Source organism: Marinisporobacter balticus (assembly GCF_004345705.1).
GTDB classification, from domain to species: domain Bacteria; phylum Bacillota; class Clostridia; order Peptostreptococcales; family Thermotaleaceae; genus Marinisporobacter; species Marinisporobacter balticus.
Window position 1 is genome coordinate 60,293 of the sequence record NZ_SLWV01000010.1, and the last position, 22,156, is coordinate 82,448.

The 22,156-nt window shown below is 35.9% G+C and carries 34 protein-coding genes; all 34 read right to left on the reverse strand.

What is annotated here, in order from left to right:
• Positions 1 to 3: 3 nt before the first annotated feature.
• The 34 genes from rpsM to rpoC all read right to left on the reverse strand — a co-directional run bounded on the left by rpsM (position 4) and on the right by rpoC (position 22,111).
• Positions 4 to 375, reverse strand: coding sequence for a 30S ribosomal protein S13 (gene rpsM / locus EV214_RS08885; RefSeq protein WP_132244863.1), 372 nt, complete (start codon positions 373 to 375; stop codon positions 4 to 6).
• 188 nt (positions 376 to 563) lie between these two features.
• On the reverse strand, positions 564 to 677 hold the full coding sequence (rpmJ, locus tag EV214_RS08890) for a 50S ribosomal protein L36 (RefSeq protein WP_029267374.1): 114 nt from the start codon (positions 675 to 677) through the stop codon (positions 564 to 566).
• Positions 678 to 693: 16 nt separating this feature from the next.
• A complete protein-coding gene (gene infA / locus EV214_RS08895; RefSeq protein WP_132244866.1) occupies positions 694 to 918 on the reverse strand; it encodes a translation initiation factor IF-1 in 225 nt (74 codons plus the stop codon).
• 27 nt (positions 919 to 945) lie between these two features.
• Positions 946 to 1,224, reverse strand: a complete 279-nt coding sequence (locus EV214_RS08900; protein ID WP_132244869.1) for a KOW domain-containing RNA-binding protein — start codon at positions 1,222 to 1,224, stop codon at positions 946 to 948.
• Positions 1,225 to 1,245: 21 nt separating this feature from the next.
• Positions 1,246 to 1,992 carry a type I methionyl aminopeptidase gene (map, locus tag EV214_RS08905; protein WP_132244871.1) on the reverse strand — a complete coding sequence of 249 codons (747 nt, stop codon included), beginning with the start codon at positions 1,990 to 1,992 and terminating at the stop codon, positions 1,246 to 1,248.
• Position 1,993: 1 nt separating this feature from the next.
• Positions 1,994 to 2,641: an adenylate kinase gene (locus EV214_RS08910; protein ID WP_132244874.1), complete on the reverse strand. Its 648-nt coding sequence runs from the start codon at positions 2,639 to 2,641 to the stop codon at positions 1,994 to 1,996.
• A gap of 64 nt (positions 2,642 to 2,705) precedes the next feature.
• Positions 2,706 to 3,983 carry a preprotein translocase subunit SecY gene (secY, locus tag EV214_RS08915; RefSeq protein ID WP_132244876.1) on the reverse strand — a complete coding sequence of 426 codons (1,278 nt, stop codon included), beginning with the start codon at positions 3,981 to 3,983 and terminating at the stop codon, positions 2,706 to 2,708.
• A 1-nt stretch (position 3,984) separates the two neighbouring features.
• On the reverse strand, positions 3,985 to 4,425 hold the full coding sequence (rplO, locus tag EV214_RS08920; protein WP_132244879.1) for a 50S ribosomal protein L15: 441 nt from the start codon (positions 4,423 to 4,425) through the stop codon (positions 3,985 to 3,987).
• A 17-nt stretch (positions 4,426 to 4,442) separates the two neighbouring features.
• Positions 4,443 to 4,625: a 50S ribosomal protein L30 gene (rpmD, locus tag EV214_RS08925; RefSeq protein ID WP_132244881.1), complete on the reverse strand. Its 183-nt coding sequence runs from the start codon at positions 4,623 to 4,625 to the stop codon at positions 4,443 to 4,445.
• A gap of 14 nt (positions 4,626 to 4,639) precedes the next feature.
• Positions 4,640 to 5,146 (reverse strand): 30S ribosomal protein S5, encoded by a 507-nt coding sequence (rpsE, locus tag EV214_RS08930; protein WP_132244884.1) that lies wholly within the window; start codon positions 5,144 to 5,146, stop codon positions 4,640 to 4,642.
• A 17-nt stretch (positions 5,147 to 5,163) separates the two neighbouring features.
• A complete protein-coding gene (gene rplR, locus EV214_RS08935; RefSeq protein ID WP_132244887.1) occupies positions 5,164 to 5,532 on the reverse strand; it encodes a 50S ribosomal protein L18 in 369 nt (122 codons plus the stop codon).
• 20 nt (positions 5,533 to 5,552) lie between these two features.
• Positions 5,553 to 6,092: a 50S ribosomal protein L6 gene (gene rplF, locus EV214_RS08940; RefSeq protein WP_132244889.1), complete on the reverse strand. Its 540-nt coding sequence runs from the start codon at positions 6,090 to 6,092 to the stop codon at positions 5,553 to 5,555.
• Positions 6,093 to 6,123: 31 nt separating this feature from the next.
• A complete protein-coding gene (gene rpsH / locus EV214_RS08945) occupies positions 6,124 to 6,522 on the reverse strand; it encodes a 30S ribosomal protein S8 (RefSeq protein WP_132244892.1) in 399 nt (132 codons plus the stop codon).
• A gap of 27 nt (positions 6,523 to 6,549) precedes the next feature.
• Positions 6,550 to 6,735, reverse strand: coding sequence for a type Z 30S ribosomal protein S14 (locus EV214_RS08950; protein WP_132244894.1), 186 nt, complete (start codon positions 6,733 to 6,735; stop codon positions 6,550 to 6,552).
• Between the two features lie 12 nt (positions 6,736 to 6,747).
• Positions 6,748 to 7,290 carry a 50S ribosomal protein L5 gene (rplE, locus tag EV214_RS08955; protein WP_132244897.1) on the reverse strand — a complete coding sequence of 181 codons (543 nt, stop codon included), beginning with the start codon at positions 7,288 to 7,290 and terminating at the stop codon, positions 6,748 to 6,750.
• 28 nt (positions 7,291 to 7,318) lie between these two features.
• Positions 7,319 to 7,630, reverse strand: a complete 312-nt coding sequence (rplX, locus tag EV214_RS08960) for a 50S ribosomal protein L24 (RefSeq protein WP_132244899.1) — start codon at positions 7,628 to 7,630, stop codon at positions 7,319 to 7,321.
• 18 nt (positions 7,631 to 7,648) lie between these two features.
• Positions 7,649 to 8,017, reverse strand: a complete 369-nt coding sequence (gene rplN / locus EV214_RS08965; RefSeq protein ID WP_132244901.1) for a 50S ribosomal protein L14 — start codon at positions 8,015 to 8,017, stop codon at positions 7,649 to 7,651.
• A gap of 26 nt (positions 8,018 to 8,043) precedes the next feature.
• Positions 8,044 to 8,298 (reverse strand): 30S ribosomal protein S17, encoded by a 255-nt coding sequence (gene rpsQ, locus EV214_RS08970; RefSeq protein WP_132244904.1) that lies wholly within the window; start codon positions 8,296 to 8,298, stop codon positions 8,044 to 8,046.
• Positions 8,299 to 8,326: 28 nt separating this feature from the next.
• Complete coding sequence (gene rpmC, locus EV214_RS08975; RefSeq protein ID WP_132244906.1) at positions 8,327 to 8,527, reverse strand: 50S ribosomal protein L29; 201 nt, start codon at positions 8,525 to 8,527, stop codon at positions 8,327 to 8,329.
• Positions 8,517 to 8,957 (reverse strand): 50S ribosomal protein L16, encoded by a 441-nt coding sequence (gene rplP / locus EV214_RS08980; RefSeq protein WP_132244908.1) that lies wholly within the window; start codon positions 8,955 to 8,957, stop codon positions 8,517 to 8,519. Before rplP ends, rpmC begins: the two co-directional genes overlap by 11 nt.
• Positions 8,958 to 8,987: 30 nt before the next feature.
• Entirely contained in the window at positions 8,988 to 9,743 is a 756-nt protein-coding gene (gene rpsC / locus EV214_RS08985; RefSeq protein WP_132244911.1) for a 30S ribosomal protein S3, read from the reverse strand.
• Positions 9,744 to 9,762: 19 nt separating this feature from the next.
• Entirely contained in the window at positions 9,763 to 10,095 is a 333-nt protein-coding gene (rplV, locus tag EV214_RS08990) for a 50S ribosomal protein L22 (protein ID WP_132244913.1), read from the reverse strand.
• A 21-nt stretch (positions 10,096 to 10,116) separates the two neighbouring features.
• Positions 10,117 to 10,401, reverse strand: a complete 285-nt coding sequence (gene rpsS / locus EV214_RS08995) for a 30S ribosomal protein S19 (RefSeq protein WP_132244915.1) — start codon at positions 10,399 to 10,401, stop codon at positions 10,117 to 10,119.
• Positions 10,402 to 10,489: 88 nt separating this feature from the next.
• The gene (gene rplB, locus EV214_RS09000; protein WP_132244917.1) at positions 10,490 to 11,323 is read right to left on the reverse strand and encodes a 50S ribosomal protein L2; all 834 of its coding nucleotides are present in this window, start codon (positions 11,321 to 11,323) and stop codon (positions 10,490 to 10,492) included.
• Positions 11,324 to 11,357: 34 nt separating this feature from the next.
• Positions 11,358 to 11,648: a 50S ribosomal protein L23 gene (gene rplW / locus EV214_RS09005; protein WP_408631299.1), complete on the reverse strand. Its 291-nt coding sequence runs from the start codon at positions 11,646 to 11,648 to the stop codon at positions 11,358 to 11,360.
• Positions 11,648 to 12,271, reverse strand: a complete 624-nt coding sequence (gene rplD, locus EV214_RS09010; RefSeq protein WP_132244919.1) for a 50S ribosomal protein L4 — start codon at positions 12,269 to 12,271, stop codon at positions 11,648 to 11,650. Before rplD ends, rplW begins: the two co-directional genes overlap by 1 nt.
• A 29-nt stretch (positions 12,272 to 12,300) precedes the next feature.
• The gene (rplC, locus tag EV214_RS09015; RefSeq protein ID WP_132244922.1) at positions 12,301 to 12,930 is read right to left on the reverse strand and encodes a 50S ribosomal protein L3; all 630 of its coding nucleotides are present in this window, start codon (positions 12,928 to 12,930) and stop codon (positions 12,301 to 12,303) included.
• A 110-nt stretch (positions 12,931 to 13,040) separates the two neighbouring features.
• Entirely contained in the window at positions 13,041 to 13,355 is a 315-nt protein-coding gene (gene rpsJ / locus EV214_RS09020; RefSeq protein ID WP_132244925.1) for a 30S ribosomal protein S10, read from the reverse strand.
• Between the two features lie 339 nt (positions 13,356 to 13,694).
• The gene (gene tuf, locus EV214_RS09025) at positions 13,695 to 14,888 is read right to left on the reverse strand and encodes an elongation factor Tu (protein ID WP_132244927.1); all 1,194 of its coding nucleotides are present in this window, start codon (positions 14,886 to 14,888) and stop codon (positions 13,695 to 13,697) included.
• Positions 14,889 to 14,994: 106 nt separating this feature from the next.
• Positions 14,995 to 17,064 (reverse strand): elongation factor G, encoded by a 2,070-nt coding sequence (gene fusA / locus EV214_RS09030; RefSeq protein WP_132244930.1) that lies wholly within the window; start codon positions 17,062 to 17,064, stop codon positions 14,995 to 14,997.
• A gap of 84 nt (positions 17,065 to 17,148) precedes the next feature.
• Complete coding sequence (gene rpsG, locus EV214_RS09035) at positions 17,149 to 17,619, reverse strand: 30S ribosomal protein S7 (protein WP_132244933.1); 471 nt, start codon at positions 17,617 to 17,619, stop codon at positions 17,149 to 17,151.
• 122 nt (positions 17,620 to 17,741) lie between these two features.
• Positions 17,742 to 18,161 carry a 30S ribosomal protein S12 gene (gene rpsL, locus EV214_RS09040; protein ID WP_132244934.1) on the reverse strand — a complete coding sequence of 140 codons (420 nt, stop codon included), beginning with the start codon at positions 18,159 to 18,161 and terminating at the stop codon, positions 17,742 to 17,744.
• Between the two features lie 67 nt (positions 18,162 to 18,228).
• Entirely contained in the window at positions 18,229 to 18,474 is a 246-nt protein-coding gene (locus tag EV214_RS09045; RefSeq protein WP_132244937.1) for a ribosomal L7Ae/L30e/S12e/Gadd45 family protein, read from the reverse strand.
• A 148-nt stretch (positions 18,475 to 18,622) separates the two neighbouring features.
• On the reverse strand, positions 18,623 to 22,111 hold the full coding sequence (gene rpoC, locus EV214_RS09050; protein ID WP_132244939.1) for a DNA-directed RNA polymerase subunit beta': 3,489 nt from the start codon (positions 22,109 to 22,111) through the stop codon (positions 18,623 to 18,625).
• Between the last annotated feature and the right edge of the window lie 45 nt (positions 22,112 to 22,156).

Here is a 22,156-nt window from a genome sequence, read left to right on the forward strand (position 1 = left end):
TAACTATTTCTTTTTCTTACGTCCAACTAACCGCTTAGGTCCTTTTCGAGTTCTTGCATTTGTCTTCGTTTTTTGACCTCTCACTGGAAGGCCTTTTCTATGACGAATCCCTCTATAACAACCTATCTCTTTTAGTCTTTTAATGTTCATAGAAATTTCTCTACGAAGATCTCCTTCAATACGGTATTCTTCATCTATAATTTGTCTTAGCTTACCTACTTCATCTTCAGTAAGATCTCTTACTCTTGTATCCGGGTTTATTTCTGCTTTTGCGATGATACGATTTGATAATTTTCTACCTATACCATAGATATATGTCAAACCGATCTCTACCCTTTTTTCTCTTGGTAAGTCAATACCTGCGATTCTTGCCATTTTTTTACACCTCCTGAATCTTTACTCCTACAAAACATCTCTCAAAAAATTTAATATATATTTAGATATAAGATATTCCATCAAATTTTTGAATGAAATGCAGCCGCGCACTTATATACCAATATCTAAAACATACAATCATTTGAAATTATATGAAAAAATACTAGCTATTTTGAAAACCCTTCTAATTAACCTTGCTTTTGTTTATGCTTAGGGTTTTCACAGATAACCATAACCTTGCCTTTTCTTTTGATTATCTTGCACTTTTCACATATTGGTTTAACGGATGCCCTAACTTTCACTGTTATCCCTCCTTAATCACTTGCCTTTGCCTCTCCAAGTAATTCTTCCTCTTGTTAGATCATAAGGTGACAATTCAATTGTAACGGTATCACCAGGCAAAATCCTGATGAAGTTCATTCTAAGCTTACCAGAAATATGTGCTAGTATTTGATGTCCGTTTTCTAACTCAACTTTAAACATGGCATTAGGCAGAGCTTCAACAACTGTACCTTGAACCTCTATAACATCGTTTTTTGCCATTAGGAAATATAACCTCCCATTCCTAGGTTAGCTAACACCCAGTTTTTCCAGTTCACGCCTCAAAAACAAATTACTTATCTTTTCATGATTATCTATTCTTTTTTTCACTTCTTCACTAATTATATTATATTTTGCTAAATGCTTCATCTTTTTTTTCTTTGCTTTATCGATTTTTCTTAGGTCTCCATCAGAAACAAGCACATATTGATCATCTATAATATCTAAAACGACAAACAATCGATCCTTATCTCTTCCAGCCTTTGATTTAACAATTTGACCCACTGAAATATCTTGCGTCGTATCCACGTTTTCCACCTCTTTGCCTGACTAAAGACTTGTTAAAATAATCGGATCATCTTTTGTGATGGCAATGCTGTGTTCATAGTGAGCTGACCATTTTTTGTCTAGGGTTACAACAGTCCAATTATTTTGTAGTACTTTTACATTATAGGTTCCCATGTTAACCATCGGCTCTATTGCTAAGCACATTCCAGCTTGTAATCTTGGACCCTTTCCAGGAGGACCAAAATTAGGTATCTGTGGATCTTCATGCATATCTCTCCCTATTCCGTGTCCTACAAAATCTCGAACAACTGAATATCCATGATCCTCTACATACTTTTGTACTGCATGAGAAACATCAGATAGTCGATTGTCAACCCTACAAAATTTTAATCCTTCGTAGAAGCTTTCCTTTGTTACTTCAATAAGTTTTAAAGCATCTTCAGTAACTTTTCCTACGGGATGGGTTTTTGCAGAATCGCCATTATAACCTTTATAAAGTGCTCCAATATCTACACTTATAATATCGCCATCTTTTAATATTTTTAATCCAGGTATTCCGTGAACGACTTCTTCATTGATTGAAGCACAAATACTTGCAGGAAAACCTTGATAACCCTTAAATGATGGTATTGCTCCATATTTTTTTATTTCTTTTTCTGCGATTTCATCTAGTTCTTTTGTTGTAATACCGGGTTTTATGGCCTCACGTACTACTTCATGTGTACAAGCTACAATTTTGCCTGCTTCTTTCATGCATTCAATTTCTTTACTTGATTTTAAGATAATCATTTTACTCCGCTCCCAAAGAAGATAAAACATCTTTAAATACTTTGTCTATTTCCTGTTGTCCATCGATTGTAGCAATCATTCCCTTATTCTTATAATACTCGATGAGTGGTTGTGTTTCATTAAGATATACTTCTATTCTCTTAGAAACTGTTTCTTCATTATCATCTGCTCTCTGATATAATGCTTCTCCACACTTATCGCATACTCCAGCCTCTTTAGGAGGATTGAATTGGATATGGAATGTTGCCCCACAGCTCTTACAAATTCTTCTTCCAACAGCTCTTTCTACTAATATGCTTTTGTCTACATCTATATTGATTACTTTATCTAAAGCTACGTTCATATTGTCAAGTACTTTATCTAATTGTTCTGCTTGAATGACTGTTCTTGGAAAACCATCAAGTAAGAAACCTTTCTTGCAATCTTCTTGTTGTAATCGATCTTCTACAATCGCTACAACCAATTCATCTGGAACTAAAAGCCCTTGATCCATATATTCTTTTGCTTTTTTTCCTAGATTTGTTCCTTCTTTAATGTTTTTTCTAAAGATATCTCCTGTTGATATATGAGGTATATCAAATTTTTCGATAATCCCTGAAGCTTGTGTTCCTTTTCCTGCCCCTGGAGGTCCTAAAAGAATTAATCTCATTAATACCATCTCCCAGATTTTAATGAAAGTATTCATGGGGAAACATTCCCCCATGATATCTTATCTATTTTAAGAAGCCTTGATAATGTCTCATCATCATTTGCGCTTCTATTTGCTTCATCGTCTCTAACGAAACACCTACTACAATCAGTAAGGACGTTCCTCCAAATCTTAATTGAAGACTTGTAAATTGTAGTATAAGTGTAGGCATTACTGCAATAAGTGCAAGGAATACAGCCCCTGCTAAAGTAATTCTATTTAATACCTTACCTAAATACTCTGAAGTTGGTTTTCCTGGACGAATCCCTGGAATAAATCCACCATTCTTTTTCATATTGTCTGCTACTTCTACTGGATTAAATGTAACTGCTGTGTAGAAATAAGTAAAGAATATAATTAAAAGCATATCCAAAATTGAGTAAATCCAAATTCCAGGACTTCCTCCTGGTGATAAATATTTCTGTACAAAGCTTGACAATCCTCCCCCTTGGAAAAAATATGTCAATGTTAATGGGAATTGAAGCAGTGAAATCGCAAAGATTACAGGAATTACTCCTGCTTGATTCACTTTTAGTGGTATATGTGTACTATGTCCACCATACATTTTTCTCCCAACAACACGTTTTGCATACTGCACAGGAATTTTTCTTGTACCTTGTTGAATTGCTACTACACCAGCTATAACAATCACTGCTACTACAGCAAACACAAATAAAGAAATGATAGAAATATTATCGTTTTTCCATAGCTTATATGTTTGAGCAAACCCTAAAGGAACTCTAGAAATAATTCCTGTAAAAATCAGTAAAGAAATACCATTTCCGATTCCATTTTCAGTAATTTGCTCTCCTAACCACATTAGAAAAGCCGTTCCTGCTGTTAGTGTAAGTACGACAACAGTTACTGGCCAAATATCTTGTGATATAAGCGCTTGCTTGAATAAACCTACGCTTACACCAATAGCTTGAATTAAAGCTAATATAACAGTTCCATATCTTGTATATTGTGCGATCTTCTTTCTGCCTTCTTCGCCTTCACGGGCCATTGCCTCTAGGCTAGGAATTGCAATTGTCAAAAGCTGCATAATGATAGAAGCTGTGATGTATGGTGTAATACTTAGAGCAAATATTGTAAACTTCGCAAATGCTCCTCCTGAGAATAAATCAAACAAACCAAATATTCCATTTTCACCTTGTTCAAATAATTGTTTTAATATATTTGGGTTTATTCCTGGAACAGGAATCGTTGATCCTAATCTAAAGATCACCAACATCATAAAAGTATATAGAATTTTCTTTCTCAAATCAGGAATTTTCCAAGCATTCTTTAGGGTAGATAGCACGTTAAATCACCTCTATCTTTCCTCCAGCAGCTTCAATTTTCTCTACAGCTGACTGGCTGAATTTATGCGCCTGTACAGTTATTTTCTTTTGGAGTTGTCCATCTCCTAACACTTTTACACCATCAACTACTTTTTTGATTATACCTTCTTCTAAAAGTAATTCTGGAGTTATAACAGTGCCTTCATCGAATTTATTTAATGTATCTACATTAATAATTGTCCATTGTTTCTTGAATATATTTGTAAAACCTCTCTTAGGTAGTCTTCTGTATAGAGGCATTTGACCACCTTCAAATCCAGGTTTTATACTACCACCGCTACGTGATTTTTGTCCGTCTTGTCCACGACCACCCGTTTTACCTTGACCAGTAGCAGTACCTCTTCCAAGTCTTTTTCTGTTCTTTGTTGATCCTTCAGCTGGTCTTAACTCATGTAGCTTCATGGTTACACCTCCTTCAGCTATATTTCTTTTACTTCTACTAAGTGGTTTACTTTTTGAATCATGCCTCTCATTTGAGGATTATCAATTTTTTCCACTGTTTGTCTAATTTTCTTTAATCCTAGCGCTTCAATTGTTTTTACATGTTGAGGCTTGGACCCAATTGTACTTTTTATCAAAGTTATTTGTAACTTATTAGCCAAGGTCTTTCCCCCCTCTAACCTAATAGTTCTTCTACTGTTTTACCTCTAAGTTTTGCAACGGATTCAACAGTTTTTAAATTTTTAAGGCCTTCTATTGTAGCATTCACCATATTTCTTGAATTGTTTGTTCCTAATGATTTTGCTCTTACATCTTTAATTCCTGCAAGTTCTAAAACCGCACGAACAGGTCCACCTGCAATAACTCCTGTACCTTCAGTAGCTGGCATGATTAATACCTTTCCAGCTCCAAAATGACCCTGGATTTTATGTGGTGTCGTTGTTCCTACTCTTGGAACGAAGATCAATTTCTTTTTAGCATCTTCAATTCCTTTTCTGATTGCATCAGGAATTTCCTGAGCTTTACCAGATCCAACTCCAACATATCCGTTTTCGTCTCCAACTACAACCGTTGCACTAAATCTAAAAGTTCTACCACCTTTTACAACTTTTGTTACACGGCTTATGTTAATAACATTTTCTTTTAAATCTAGTTTGCTCGCATCAATAAGTTGACGTTTCATTCATTTCCCTCCTTCTGCTAGAATTTCAGACCCGCTTCTCTTGCACCTTCTGCTAGTTCTTTGATTCTTCCATGATAAATATATCCGCCTCTATCAAATACAACATTATCTAACCCTTTTTCTAAAGCTCTCTTTGCAACAAGTTCTCCTACTAATTTAGCAGCTTCTTTGTTACCACAGTTGTTTGCTTTATCTTTTATTTCTTTATCTAAAGTTGATGCAGCAGCTAATGTTACACCTGTTACATCATCAATAACTTGTGCGTACATATTGCTTAAGCTTCTATATATACTCAATCTTGGGCGTGTAGGAGTTCCAGACACTTTTTTACGGATTCTTAGATGTCTAGTTTGTCGCTTCTTATTTTTGCTTTCCTTATTGATCACTTCATTTCACTCCTTTCCTACTATTTACCTGTCTTACCTTCCTTACGACGAATTACTTCATTTTCGTATTTGATTCCTTTACCTTTATATGGTTCAGGCTCTCTCCAAGATCTGATTTTTGCAGCATAGTTTCCAACTAATTGTTTATTGATTCCCTTTACAAGGATCTCATTTGGGCTAGGAACTTCTGTTGCAATACCTTCTGGATCTACCATTTCAACTGGATGTGAGAAACCTAGCGATAAAGCAAGTTTGTTCCCCTGTTTTGCGGCACGGTAACCAACTCCATTAATTTGCAACTTTTTCTCATATCCTTTTGTCACACCTGTAACCATATTGTCAATTAAAGTACGACTTAATCCATGTAAAGATCTATGAATTTTATTATTGGTAGGTCTTTCCACGATCAGTACATTCTCTTCTATCGTAATTTTCATATCTTTATTGATTTCTTGTTCTAATTGTCCTTTTGCGCCTTTCACTGTAACAAGATTTTTTTCATCAATCTTGACTTCTACACCATCTGGAATCGTGATTGGCAATTTACCTATCCTTGACATAGCTGCACCTCCTATACCTTAAGATTATCTATTACCAAACGTAGCAGATAACTTCTCCTCCAGTTCCTAACTTTCTAGCATCCTTATCTGTGACAATGCCGTTAGAAGTTGAAAGAATAGCTATTCCTAGGCCACCTAATACCTTTGGTATTTCGTCGCTCTTTACGTAAACCTTTAATCCGGGTTTTGATATTTTTTTAAGACCACTAACAACTCTTTCTTTATTTTGTCCGTACTTCATTTGGACTCTTATGATTCCTTGCTTTCCGTCTTCAATCACATCATATCCTTTAATAAATCCTTCTTTTAGAAGAATTTCAGCAATTGATTTCTTCATGTTTGACGCAGGAATATCTACGTTCTCATGTTTCACTACATTTGCATTTCTTATGCGCGTAAGCATATCTGCAATTGGATCTGTCATCGTCATGGTATAAGTACCTCCTTCCCTATATTTCTACCAGCTTGCTTTTCTAACTCCTGGTATTTCACCTTTATATGCTAATTCTCTAAAACAAATACGACATATACCAAATTTTCTTAAATAAGCATGTGGTCTTCCGCAAATTCGACATCTATTGTATTCTCTTGTTGAATATTTTTGTGTTCTTGATTGTTTCACTTTAAGAGATTTTTTAGCCACTACTTTCCCTCCTTATCTAGCAAATGGCATTCCTAATAGTTTTAACAGCTCGCGTGCTTCTTCATCTGTTTTAGCCGTTGTTACAACTATTATATCCATTCCTCTAATTTTCTCAACTTTATCATACTCGATTTCAGGGAATATTAATTGCTCCTTAATTCCTAATGCATAGTTTCCTCTACCATCAAATGAATTAGGGTTTAAACCTTTAAAGTCCCTCACCCTTGGTAGTGCGATACTAAACAATCTATCTAAAAATTCATTCATTTTTTTGCCTCTTAGCGTTACCTTTGAGCCAACCGGCATACCTTCACGAACTTTAAAGTTCGCAACAGATTTTTTTGCTCTTGTAATGATAGGCTTTTGTCCAGTTATTGTAGCCAATTCTCCTACAGCTACTTCTAAAAGTTTTGCATTATCTTTTGCATCTCCTAGGCCCATATTTAAAACCACTTTTTCTACTTTAGGGATCTCCATTACACTTTTATATCCGAACTTTTCCATTAACGCTTTCGCGACTTCATTGTTATATTTATCCTTTAATCTAGCTGTCACCGATTTAACCTCCCTTCAAGCCTGAGTATTATTCTATTGTTTCTCCGGTCTTTTTGGATACTCTAATATTTTTGCCGTTTTCTAATACCTTGTAACCTACTCTTGTAGGTGCTTTCGCTTTTGCATCCCAAAGCATTACATTTGAAACATGAATTGGACCTTCTTGATGAACAATACCACCTTGTTGTACTTTTGCCGTTGGTTTCTGATGCTTTGTAAGCATATTTACACCTTCAACAATTACTTTATCTTTTTTAGGCATCGCTTGTAATACTTTGCCTTTTTTTCCTTTATCTTTTCCAGATATTACAACTACTATATCACCTTTTTTAACGTGCATTCATTACACCTCCTCAAGCTATAGTACTTCTGGTGCAAGGGAAACGATTTTCATGAAATCTCTTTCTCTTAATTCTCTTGCAACGGGTCCGAAAATACGAGTTCCTACAGGTGTTTTATCCTCTTTTATAACAACTGCAGCATTTTCATCAAATTTTATATAGCTTCCATCAGCACGTCTAGCGCCGTGCTTGCTTCTTACTACTACTGCCTTAATAACTTGCCCTTTTTTAACAACACCGCCTGGTGTTGCATTTTTAACTGCACAAACAATTACATCGCCAATATTTGCATATCTACGCTTTGAACCACCTAGTACACGAATACATAGCAATTCTTTCGCTCCTGAATTGTCGGCAACTTTTAGACGTGATTCCTGTTGAATCATAGTAATACCTCCCTCCAGTTATACAATTACTTCGCTCTTTCCATGATGTTTACTAATCTCCATCTTTTATCTTTACTTAATGGTCTAGTTTCCATAATTCTTACTCTATCACCAATTCTACACTCATTATTTTCATCATGAGCTTTAAATTTCGTTGTTCTTTTTACTGCTTTTCCATATAGCGGGTGACGTACAAAATCAGCTACTGCAACTACAATAGTCTTCTCCATCTTGTCACTCACTACACGTCCTACTCTAGACTTTCTACTTGCTCTTTCCACGAGTAAAGTCCTCCTTCCTTATCCTTATTTATGCATTTTTCTTTAATTCTTTTTCTCTAAGGATGGTTTTTGTGCGTGCAATATCTTTTCGTACACTTTTTACTTTCATTGGGTTTTCAAGTTGACCTGTAGCCAATTGAAATCTTAAATTAAAAAGTTCACTTTTAAGTTCCATTAGTTTACTGTTTAATTCTTGTACGGTCATATCATGAAGCTTATTAGCTTTCATTCGCTTCACCACCCTTTTCTGTATCTTGACGTGTTACAAACTTACATTTGATAGGTAGTTTGTTAATTGCAAGTCTCATAGCTTCTCTAGCTATATCTTCTGGTACACCTGCTAATTCAAACATTACTCTACCTGGTTTTACTACAGCTACCCAGTATTCTGGTGAACCTTTACCAGCACCCATACGTGTTTCAGCAGGTTTTTGTGTTACTGGCTTATGAGGGAATATTTTAATCCAAACTTTTCCCCCTCTTTTTATATATCTTGTCATAGCGATTCTGGCAGCTTCTATTTGATTGGAAGTAATCCATGCTGGCTCAAGAGCCATTATTCCATACTCTCCATAAGTTATTTTATTGCCTCTTTGTGCTGTACCCTTCATTCTACCTCTATGAACTCTACGACGCTTCACTCTTTTAGGCATTAACATAGTCTGTTTCCTCCTTCCCTCCGCAAAAGACTAGTCTCTATCTTGATATGATCTGTTATCTCTTCTTTGTTGATATGCTTTTTTTTCTTTTTTAGGTTTGAATTCTTCTTTTGCTCTGTTTGCTCTTCTCATTTCCTTTACGGCTTCACTTGTTTCTGGCAGGATTTCTCCTTTATTGATCCAAACTTTTACGCCGACTTTTCCATAAGTAGTATTTGCTTCAGCAAAACCATAATCGATATCCGCTCTTAATGTGTGAAGAGGTACATTTCCTTCACTATATTTCTCATTTCTTGCCATTTCAGCGCCACCAAGTCTTCCAGATGTCATGATCTTGATGCCTTCAACACCGGCTTTCATTGTTCTTTGAATGCCTTGTTTCATCGCTCTTCTGAATGATACCCTTCTCTCTAGTGAAAACGCAACATTTTCGGCAACTAATTGTGCTTCTTTTTCCGCTCTTTTCACTTCGTTAACATTTACAATTACGCTTTTTTGTGTTAACTTTTCAAGTTCTGTTCTTAGCTCCTCAACACCTGCACCAGCTCTACCAATAACCATGCCAGGCTTTGCTGTAAATATATTTACTTTAACTTTATTGTTTGCAGCTCTTTCTATAACAGTTCTTGCAATTCCAGAAGTGTAAAGTTTATTTTTTACATACTTACGGATCTTGTTATCCTCTATTAGAAGGTCTGCAAAATTTGCTTTATTTGCATACCACTTGGAGTCCCAGTCTTTAATTACTCCAACTCTTAAGCCGTGTGGATTTACTTTTTGACCCACTACTGATCCCTCCTTCTTTTTATCTCTCTTTTAATACAACACCTATATGACTCGTTCTTTTTAGTATTTTCACACCACGACCCATTGAAGCTGCTCTCCATCTCTTCATTGTAGGAGCTTGATTCGCATATACTTCAGCAACATATAATTTATCCGTATCCATTTCATGATTATTCTCAGCATTTGCTTTTGCTGATTTAATAACTTTTGAAAGTGCGACCGCACCAGCTCTTGGCGTAAATTCCAATATAGCTAATGCTTCATCAGCATTCATTCCTCTAACCATATCGTTGATGGGTTTTAATTTTCTTGGAGATATGTGTACATGTTTTGCAATCGCTCTGGCTTCCACCTTGGCAACCTCCTCCCGTATCTATCTTTTAACTTTTGATGATTTATCGTTATCTGCATGGCCTCTATAAGTTCTTGTAGGTGCAAATTCACCTAACTTATGTCCAACCATATCTTCTGTTACATAAACAGGAACATGTTTTTTTCCATCATGTACAGCGATTGTATGTCCAATCATTTGTGGAAATATTGTGGATGCTCTTGACCATGTTTTTAATACTTTTTTCTCATCTTTGTTATTCATTTCTTCTACTCTTTGTAAAAGCTTAGGCTCAATAAAAGGGCCCTTCTTCAATGATCTGCTCATATCTGATTATCCTCCCTTCAGTAACTTTATCTACGCAACCTGAGGACTATGAGGCCAAGGTCTTTTTTCCATGACCTCGTTTCCTCTACTACTTCTGCTTTCTTCTCTTAACGATGTATTTATCTGATGCCTTATTTTTCTTTCTTGTTTTGTAGCCAATAGCTGGTTTACCCCAAGGCGTCATTGGTGAAGGTCTTCCAACTGGTGCTCTACCTTCTCCACCACCATGTGGATGATCATTAGGATTCATTACAGAACCTCTTACAGTTGGTCTAATACCCATATGGCGCTTACGTCCAGCTTTACCAATTGTAATATTTTCATGATCTAAGTTTCCTACTTGGCCAATTGTTGCTTTACAGTTAATAAGTACAAGTCTCACTTCACCGGATGGTAGTCTTACTTGTGCATATTTTTCTTCTTTTGCCATTAGCTGAGCGGAATTCCCTGCTGATCTAACTAATTGAGCGCCTTTTCCAGGTTTCAATTCCACATTGTGGATAATTGTACCTACTGGGATATTTTTAAGCGGAAGTGCATTTCCTACTTTGATATCTGCTTCTGGTCCAGATACAACAGTATCTCCTACATTTAATTTGTTTGGCGCAATAATATATGTTTTTTCACCATCTGCATAAGTTAATAGTGCAATATTTGCTGATCTATTCGGATCATACTCTATAGCAGTTACTTTTGCTGGGACATTATCTTTATTTCTTTTAAAATCAATGATTCTATATTTTCTTTTTTGACCACCGCCTCTATGACGAACTGTGATCTTACCTTGTGCATTTCTTCCAGCATTTTTCTTTATTGGTAATAGCAATGACTTTTCTGGCTCTTTTTTTGTAATTTCTTCAAATGTCGAAACCGTCATTTGTCTTAGTGCTGGAGAAGTTGGGTTGAACTTCTTAATTCCCATGGCATTTCCCTCCTTCTTTCACTTTTACTTATGCTTACAGACCTTCAAAAAACTCAATTTCTTTACTATCAGCTGTTAATTTAACAATTGCTTTTTTTCTATCAGGTCTTTTTCCGATATTTTTTCCCATTCTTTTATATTTACCACGCATACGTATTGTATTCACTTTTTCTACTTTTACACCAAAAATTTCTTCTACTGCTTTTTTAACTTCTAATTTATTCGCTCTCATATCCACGATAAAAGTATATTTTTTGTCTGCCATAGCATCCATACTTCTTTCGCTGATTAATGGCTTCTTTACGATGTCGTAAGCTGTCATCATTATGCGTACACCTCCTCTATCTTGTGTACCGCGTCTTTCGTTACAATAAATTTGTCATGATTTAAAATATCATAAACATTTAATGTACTAACAAGCGTAGTTGTTACTCCCGGAATATTACTTGCAGATTTTATGATACACTCATTTTTCTCATCAAGAACAATTAGTGCTTTTTTCTCTACATTTAAGTTATTTAAAATATTCACCATATCTTTTGTCTTGTATGCAGTCATATTTAACTCATCTAAAACAACAAATCCATTTTCTTGTACCTTTGCACTTAAAGCACACTTCATAGCAAGTCTCTTTACTTTCTTTGGTAATGCATATCTATAACTTCTTGGTTTTGGTGCGAATGCTACGCCACCACCAACCCAATGTGGTGCTCTAGTAGTTCCTTGACGAGCCCTACCTGTTCCTTTTTGTTTCCATGGCTTTTTACCGCCACCTCTCACATCTGCTCTTGTTTTAGCAGATTGTGTCCCTTGTCTTTGATTTGCTAAATAGTTTTTAACAACTTCATGTAATACACTTACATTTATTTCAGCTCCGAAGATATTTTCGCTTAATTCAATCTCACCCACTTGTTGACCTGAAACATTTATTAAATCAACCTTTGGCATTTTACTTCCTCCTTTCTGTAGCTAGATTCTTACTTAGCCTTAACACTTTCTTTTATTGTAACAACTCCACCTTTAGGGCCTGGAATTGCTCCTTTAATTAATATAAGATTCTTCTCAGCATCCACTTTTGCTACTTCAAGGTTTTGAATTGTTATTTGTTCATTTCCCATTCTTCCAGCCATATTCATTCCTTTGAATACTCTACTTGGGTATGAACTTGCACCAAGTGAACCTGGTCCTCTATGATACTTAGAGCCATGCGCCATAGGTCCTCTTGATTGATTATGTCTCTTAATTGGTCCTTGCGTACCTTTTCCTTTTGAAGTTCCTACAACATCTATTTTGCTTCCTGCAGCAAAGATGTCTGCTTTAATTTCTTGACCAATTTTATAGTCAACTGTGTTTTCTACAATAAATTCTTTTAATAATTTTTTAGCGCTTACATTTGCTTTTGCAAAGTGTCCTTTTTCTGGCTTGTTTGTCTTGTTTTCTTTCTTGTCTTGAAATCCTACTTGGATCGCTTTGTATCCATCTGTGTCTACAGTTTTTATTTGTGTTACATAAACTGGACCAGCTTCTACAACTGTTACAGGAATTACAACTCCTTCTTCAGTAAAGATTTGTGTCATCCCTATTTTTTTTCCTAGAATTGCTTTCATCTTTTACACCTCCTGATAATCTTACAGCGGATTACATTTGATTTTGTAATCATACTAAGAGAGGCATAGGCAAATATATATATTAACCTACTTCTTAGTAGTTACATTCATTATAATTTGATTTCGATATCAACACCTGCTGGTAAATCTAAGCGCATTAGCGCGTCAACAGTCTTAGGTGTTGGATTTAAAATATCTATCAACCTCTTATGTGTTCTTTGTTCAAACTGTTCTCTAGAGTCTTTGTATTTATGAACAGCTCTTAAAATCGTAATGATTTGTTTTTCTGTCGGTAGTGGAACAGGCCCTGATACATTCGCACCTGTTCTTTTCGCAGTTTCAACGATTTTTTCAGATGATTGATCTAAAATTTTATGATCAAAAGCTTTTAATCTGATTCTGATTTTTTGTTTGCTATTTGCCATTGTGTTTCCCTCCTTTTCATCGCACGTAATATTTTTAACGTACGACTAGAACCTCAGTACACTCTCCCGGGTGTTCCTAAAATATTTTTCAAAGTTAAAGTTTACTGATATTCTGTCGCCCGATTCTTGAACGGACATTCTCAGCGAAAATTCCCCAAATCATTGACTAAGCAACCTTTCGCTTCATCGCAGTCCCACAAACACACTATTATAGTATATTTGATTATGAATCATTAAACAAGTCTTGACTTTTATTTTTTTTTGTGATTTGATAAAATAATGTATAAAAATCAAAATTTTATTTTTTAGCCGAGGGAATTCCCTCGGCTACATTTTAAACTATTCTATAATACTCGCAACAACACCTGCTCCAACTGTTCTTCCACCCTCACGAATGGCAAATCTTAATCCTTCTTCGATTGCAACTGGGTGAATTAATTCAATTTCCATCGCAATGTTATCTCCAGGCATACACATTTCTACACCTTCTGGTAATTCAATTGATCCTGTGATGTCTGTTGTTCTGAAATAGAATTGTGGTCTGTATCCTTTAAAGAATGGTGTATGTCTTCCACCTTCTTCTTTCTTTAATACGTATACTTCTGACTTGAATTTTGTATGTGGATGGATTGTTCCAGCTTTAGCTAGTACTTGTCCTCTTTGAATATCTTCTCTTTGCACACCTCTAAGTAGTGCTCCAATGTTATCTCCTGCTTGTGCTTGATCTAGAAGTTTTCTAAACATCTCTACACCTGTTACTACTACTTTTCTTGGCGCTTCTGTTAATCCTACGATTTCTACCTCGTCTTGTACTTTTACTACGCCTCTTTCTACTCTTCCTGTTGCAACTGTTCCTCTACCTGTGATTGAGAATACGTCCTCTATTGGCATAAGGAATGGCTTGTCTGTATCTCTTATTGGCTCTGGAATATAGCTATCGATTGCTTCGAATAATTCTATGATTTTATCTCCCCATGGTCCTTCTGGGTTGTTTAACGCTTCTAATGCTGATCCTCTGATGATTGGTGTATCATCTCCTGGGAATTCATATACATCTAATAATTCTCTTACTTCCATTTCAACCAAGTCTAGTAATTCTTCATCGTCTACCATATCGCATTTGTTTAAGAATACTACGATGTATGGTACACCAACTTGTCTTGAAAGCAGGATATGTTCTCTTGTTTGTGGCATTGGACCATCTGTTGCCGCACATACTAGGATTGCTCCATCCATTTGCGCTGCTCCTGTGATCATATTCTTAACATAATCAGCATGTCCTGGACAATCTACATGTGCGTAATGTCTGTTTGGAGTCTCATACTCAACGTGTGCTGTTGAAATTGTGATTCCTCTTTCTCTTTCTTCTGGCGCTTTATCGATGTTTGCAAAATCTACAGCTGCTCCTGTTCCAAATTTTTTGTTTAATGTCATTGTGATTGCTGCTGTTAATGTCGTTTTACCGTGGTCAACGTGACCGATTGTTCCAATGTTAACATGTGGCTTATTTCTTTCAAATTTAGCTTTTGCCATTTGTTTCTCCTCCTTCTTGAGCTAGATACGACTTTCTTTGCATCTAGTCCTTTATATTATAGAATTTATGATGTCGACAGAAAAAATTTCTAACAACATACTCGATTTATTTACCATTAATAATTTTTTCAGCTACGCTATTTGGTACTTGTTCAAAGTGGTCGAATTGCATTACATATGTTCCACGACCTTGTGTTTTTGAACGTAGGTCTGTTGCATATCCAAACATTTCAGATAGCGGTACATACCCTTTAATTACTTGCGCTCCTGATCTTGCTTCCATGCCTTCAATTTTTCCACGTCTAGAGTTGATATCTCCAATAACATCTCCCATATAATCTTCAGGTACAACAACCTCAATTTTGAAGTAAGGCTCAAGTAATACTGGTTTTGCTTTTTTCATTGCTTCTTTGAATGCCATAGAGCCAGCAATCTTAAATGCCATTTCAGATGAATCTACTTCATGATAAGAACCATCATATAATTCAACTTTTACATCAACTACTTGGAATCCTGCAAGAATACCATTTTGCATAGCTCCTTGAATACCCGCATCAACGTGTTGAATATATTCTTTTGGAATCGCTCCACCAACAACTTTATTGAAGAATTCATATCCAGTTCCTGACTCTTTTGGCATCACTCTTAGTTTAACATGACCATATTGTCCACGTCCACCAGATTGACGAGAATATTTTGTATCAACATCTGTTGCCATAGTGATGGTCTCTTTATACGCAACCTGCGGCTTACCAACATTTGCTTCCACTTTAAACTCTCTTAACAATCTATCTACGATAATTTCAAGGTGAAGTTCACCCATACCCGCAATAATTGTTTGTCCAGTTTCTTCATTTGTCCAAGTTCTAAAAGTTGGATCCTCTTCAGCAAGTTTTGCTAAAGACATCCCCATCTTTTGTTGTCCTGCTTTTGTTTTTGGCTCAATCGCAATTTCAATTACAGGCTCTGGGAATTCCATAGATTCTAAGATAATCGGATTATCTTGGTCACATAAAGTATCTCCTGTTGTTGTATCTTTTAAACCTACAGCAGCAGCAATGTCTCCAGAATATACTTCTGTGATTTCTTCTCTACTATTTGCATGCATTTGAAGAATACGACCAATTCTTTCTTTTTTTCCTTTTGTAGAGTTATAAACATAAGATCCTGCTTGTAATACACCTGAGTATACTCTAAAGAAAGCAAGTTTTCCTACATATGGGTCTGTCATAATTTTAAATGCTAATGCTGAAAATGGTCCTTTATCATCTGCAGGTCTTTCATCTTCTTCTTCACTATCAGGAAGTACCCCTTTTATAGCTGGAATATCTAATGGAGATGGCATAAATTCTATTACAGCATCTAGCATTAATTGAACACCTTTGTTTTTATATGCAGAACCACAGCACACTGGAACCATCTTATTCGCAAGTGTTTGTATTCTAATTCCTTCTCTTATTTCTTCTACTGTAAGTTCTTCACCTTCAAGATATTTCATCATTAATTCTTCATCTGATTCAGCTACAGCTTCTACTAATGCAGTTCTATATTCTTCAGCTTTTTCCATCATATCTGCTGGGATCTCAGTTGTTTCAATTTCTTTTCCTAAATCATCTTTGTAGATTCTTGCATTCATTTCTATAAGGTCTATAAGTCCTACAAAAGTGTCTTCAGCTCCAATAGGTAATTGAATCGGTACTGCATTTGCTTTTAAACGATCTTTAAGCATACCTACAACATTGTAGAAATCGGCTCCCATAATGTCCATTTTGTTTACAAAAGCCATTCTAGGAACGCCATATTTCTCAGCTTGACGCCATACTGTTTCTGATTGTGGTTCAACACCACCCTTTGCACAAAATACAGCTACTGTACCATCAAGTACACGAAGTGATCTTTCAACTTCAACAGTGAAGTCCACGTGCCCCGGTGTGTCAATAATGTTTATTCTATGATTTTTCCATTGAGCAGTTGTTGCAGCAGAAGTAATTGTAATACCTCTTTCTTGTTCCTGCTCCATCCAGTCCATTGTTGCACCACCATCATGTACTTCACCAATTTTATGTGTTCTACCTGTATAGAATAATATTCTTTCTGTAGTTGTCGTTTTTCCCGCATCTATATGGGCCATAATCCCTATATTTCGGGTTTTTTCTAACGGAAACTGTCTAGGCAAAATTTCTCCTCCTTTCTTGTGTCGGTATTGCTATAGAAAATATTGTCCCCAAAATTTGGCGACAATATAACATTTAATAAATTATTACCATCTATAATGTGCAAATGCCTTATTCGCTTCTGCCATTTTATGCGTATCTTCTTTCTTCTTAACAGATGCGCCTGTATTGTTTGCAGCATCCATAATTTCTTTTGCTAGTTTTTCATCCATAGTTTTTTCGCCTCTCTTACGAGTATAGCCTGTTAACCATCTTAGTCCTAGCGTTTGTCTTCTATCAGGTCTTACTTCGATTGGTACTTGATAGTTAGCACCACCCACACGTCTTGCCTTAACTTCTAATACAGGCATGATATTGTTCATCGCTTTTTCAAATACCTCTACTGGTTCTTCACCTGTTTTTTCTTGAATCATAGAAAATGCACTATAAACAATTTTTTGGGCAGTTCCTTTTCTTCCATCAAGCATAATACTGTTGATTAATTTTGTAACCACCTTACTTCCATGAACTGGATCGGGTAGCACATTTCTTTTAGGTATATGTCCTTTTCTTGGCACTTTTCTTCCCTCCTTAATAACAATTTCTCTCATCGGTACTCGACAACCCTAAGATCGCCGTCGTGCGCTAAAATGCTATATATATCAAGTCTATCCTTTAGGATAGACGCATCTTCGCTCGACTATTTTTTTGCTTTTGGTTTCTTTGCACCATACTTAGATCTTGATTGATTTCTGTCTTTAACTCCCGCAGTATCAAGGGTACCTCTTACAATGTGGTATCTAACCCCTGGTAAGTCTTTTACTCTTCCACCTCTGATCAACACAACACTGTGCTCTTGAAGATTGTGTCCAATTCCAGGTATATAAGCAGTAACTTCAATACCATTTGTCAATCTTACTCTGGCAACTTTTCTTAGAGCTGAATTAGGTTTTTTAGGCGTTACAGTTTTTACTGATGTACAAACTCCTCTTTTTTGAGGGGAACTCATATTAGTAGATTTTCTATGCAAAGAGTTAAATCCTTTTTGTAACGCTGGAGCAGTTGATTTGTATTCAGCTTGCTCTCTTCCTTTGCGTACTAATTGGCTAATTGTAGGCATTCTGTGCACCTCCTTCCAAGATTTTCTTTTTATTCTTCATAGGATAAATCCTATGATTTTCATAAGATTACTTTAATATTACTGCTGTTGCAGCAGAAATATTAATGCCACAAGCTTTTCCAAGTTTCTTCATTGATTCCGCATAAACAATTTGAATTTTTCTTTTCTTTGCTTCATCTTCAATTGTTCTAATCACATGTTTTTCTGCATCTTTCGCAATAAACAGTGTTTCTGCTTTATCTTCTTTCAATGCTTTTAAAGCTTGCTTTGTACCGACGATTAACTTTTTTTTATTTTTCAATTCTTCAAACATATAGTATCCTCCTTTATTAAACACCTGAAAGATTATGCATTAGCATAATCTTTCTTGATATTTAAAAAGTCAACTATTCTATCATTTTACACACTATATCATTCTAGCACTAAGTTTATACACTGTCAACTAATAATTATATTTTCCATTATTCAACATTTGCATGCGCGATCGCAATGTTTTTGTATCGTTTCATTCCTGTTCCTGCTGGAATCAGTTTTCCGATAATTACATTTTCTTTTAGCCCAATCAAATGATCTTCTTTTCCTTTTATTGCAGCTTCTGTAAGCACCCTTGTTGTTTCTTGGAACGATGCAGCAGATAAGAATGACTCTGTAGCAAGGGAAGCTTTTGTAATTCCAAGTAAAACGCGTCTTCCTATTGCAGGAGCTAGTCCTTCTTCCTCTACATTTCTATTCACATTCTCAAAATCATGTATATTACACAATCCACCTGGAAGTAATTCTGTATCTCCAGCATCTTCTAGCTTCACTTTTGAAACCATTTGCCTTACAATTACTTCAATATGCTTATCATTAATGTCAACACCCTGTAATCGATAAACCCTTTGTACTTCTTTTACAAGGTATTCTTGTACACCTGCTACACCTTTAATTTTTAAAATATCATGAGGGTTTACAGAACCTCCTGTTATTTCATCCGCTGCTCGTAACTGTTGTCCTTCTCGTACCTTTATTCTAGAACCATAAGGTATTGAGTAGATATTTTGTTCGCCATCATCACCCGTTACAATAACTTCTTTGTTCTTTTTGCTTTCATTGATCGATACAGTACCCGCAATTTCTGTAATAATTGCAAGACCTTTTGGTTTTCTAGCCTCAAACAATTCTTCTACCCTCGGCAAACCTTGGGTAATATCACTACCTGCAACACCACCAGTATGGAATGTACGCATGGTAAGCTGCGTTCCTGGCTCACCAATAGATTGTGCCGCAATAATCCCAACAGCTTCTCCTACATTTACAGATTTTCCTGTCGCTAAGTTTCTTCCGTAGCAACGTGCACATACACCATGTTTTGTCTTGCAGTGAAGAACCGTTCGAATCTTAACCTTTGTAATACCTGCATCAACGATTTTTTCCGCTTGTTCTTCTAAAATTTCTTCATTTTCTTTTGCTAATATTTTACCTGTTTGAGGATGCAAGATATCTTCAAAAGCATATCTTCCTACAATTCTATCGTATACTGGCTCTATCAATTCATTACCATCTCTAAAGTCTTCTACTTCAATGCCCTCTTGTGTACCGCAATCGATCTCTCTAATGATTACATCTTGACTAACATCAACCAATCTCCTTGTTAAATAACCAGAGTCAGCAGTACGCAGTGCAGTATCTGCAAGACCTTTTCTGGCACCGTGTGTTGATATAAAGTATTCAAGAACAGATAATCCTTCACGGAAATTCGCTTTAATAGGAATCTCAACTGTATGTCCTGACGCATTTGCCATCAAACCTCTCATACCAGCAAGCTGACGGATTTGATTTTTACTACCTCTCGCTCCTGAATGAGCCATAATGAATACATTGTTTAAACGACCTAGGTTTGCCATAAGGGCATCTGTCACTTTTTCAGTAGTCTCAGACCAAGTTTTGATTACTTTTTCATATCTTTCTTCATCAGAAATAAGTCCTCTTCTAAAAGCTCTTTGATATTTATCTACTATTTCCTCTGCTTGGGACAGTAAGATCTCTTTTTCTTTTGGTATATCCATATCAGATACACCAATGGTAATGGCTCCAATTGTAGAGTAATGGAATCCCATTTGTTTAATCGTATCAAGCATAATTGCTGTGGTAGTATTTCCATGTTTTCTAAAACATTTATCAATAATGATCCCCAGTTTTTTCTTATCACAAAGGAAATCTATTTCTAAGGAATACAGATCTTTTTCTCTATCCACAAAACCTAAACTCTGCGGAATTCTTTCATTAAAAATAAATTTACCTACTGTACTCTCAACAAGTTTACCGGGATCATCTTTGCTTAATTTTTTTCTTACCTTCACTTTTGCATGTAAACCCACTACACCATTTTGGTATGCCATTAACATTTCATCAAAATCTTTAAAGGCCATACCTTCACCTGGTTCATTTTCTACTTCAACTGTTAAATAGTAACTTCCAAGAATCATATCTTGCGTAGGTGTTGTAACTGGTGCGCCATCCTTTGGTGCTAATATGTTATTAATTGAAAGCATCAGAAATCTTGCTTCTGCTTGTGCTTCCACAGAAAGTGGCACGTGTACAGCCATTTGGTCACCATCAAAGTCTGCATTATAAGCTGTACAAACAAGTGGATGTAGTTTTATAGCTTTTCCTTCAACTAAAATTGGCTCAAAAGCTTGAATTCCAAGTCTATGAAGTGTCGGAGCACGATTTAGTAGTACAGGATGTTCTTTGATTACTGCTTCTAATACATCCCATACTTCAGATTTCCCTTTTTCAACCATTCTCTTAGCACTCTTAATATTATGTGCATAGCCATCGTTTACAAGTCGTTTCATGATAAATGGCTTAAACAGTTCTAACGCCATTTGTTTAGGAAGACCACATTGATAAAACTTAAGTTCTGGCCCTACAACAATAACGGAACGGCCTGAATAGTCAACACGCTTCCCAAGTAAATTTTGTCTGAAACGTCCTTGTTTTCCTTTGAGCATATCTGATAATGATTTTAAAGGTCTGTTTCCCGGTCCTGTTACAGGTCTTCCGCGTCTTCCATTATCGATTAATGCATCTACAGCTTCTTGAAGCATCCTTTTTTCATTTCTAACAATAATATCTGGTGCCCCTAGATCTAGCAATCTCTTCAATCGATTATTTCTATTGATCACTCTTCTATACAAATCGTTCAAATCAGAAGTAGCAAATCTACCTCCATCTAGTTGTACCATCGGCCTTAGATCTGGAGGAATTACAGGTACTGCATCAAGAATCATCCACTCAGGATTATTTCCTGATTTTTTGAATGCTTCTACAACTTCTAATCTTCTAATCGCTCTGATTCTCTTTTGTCCAGAGCTCTCTCTAAGTCTTACTTTTAACTCTTTAGACATTTTCTCTAGCTCAATTTGACTAAGAACCTGTTTAATTGCTTCTGCACCCATCGCGGCTTTAAAAGCATTTCCATATTTATCTCTGTATTCTCTGTACTCATTTTCATTTAGCAACTGCTTATAACTTAATGAGGTTTCTCCAGCGTCAGTAACAATATAAGCAGCAAAATATAGTACTTTTTCAAGAGATCTAGGTGACATGTCAAGAAGTAATCCCATCCTGCTTGGTATTCCTTTAAAGTACCAGATATGAGATACTGGTGCAGCAAGCTCTATATGCCCCATTCTCTCACGTCTTACTTTTGATTTTGTAACTTCAACACCACATCGATCACAAATGACACCCTTATATCTTACTCTTTTGTATTTCCCACAATGGCATTCCCAGTCCTTTGTAGGTCCAAATATTTTTTCGCAGAAAAGTCCTTCTTTTTCTGGCTTTAATGTACGATAATTGATCGTTTCTGGTTTTTTGACTTCTCCTTTTGACCAGCTTCTAATTTTCTCTGGTGAAGCAAGACCAATTTTTATGGATTCAAAATTATTCAATTCAAACAAGGAGTCTCTCTCCCTTCATTATGGCTTATATAATAGTAATCTTTA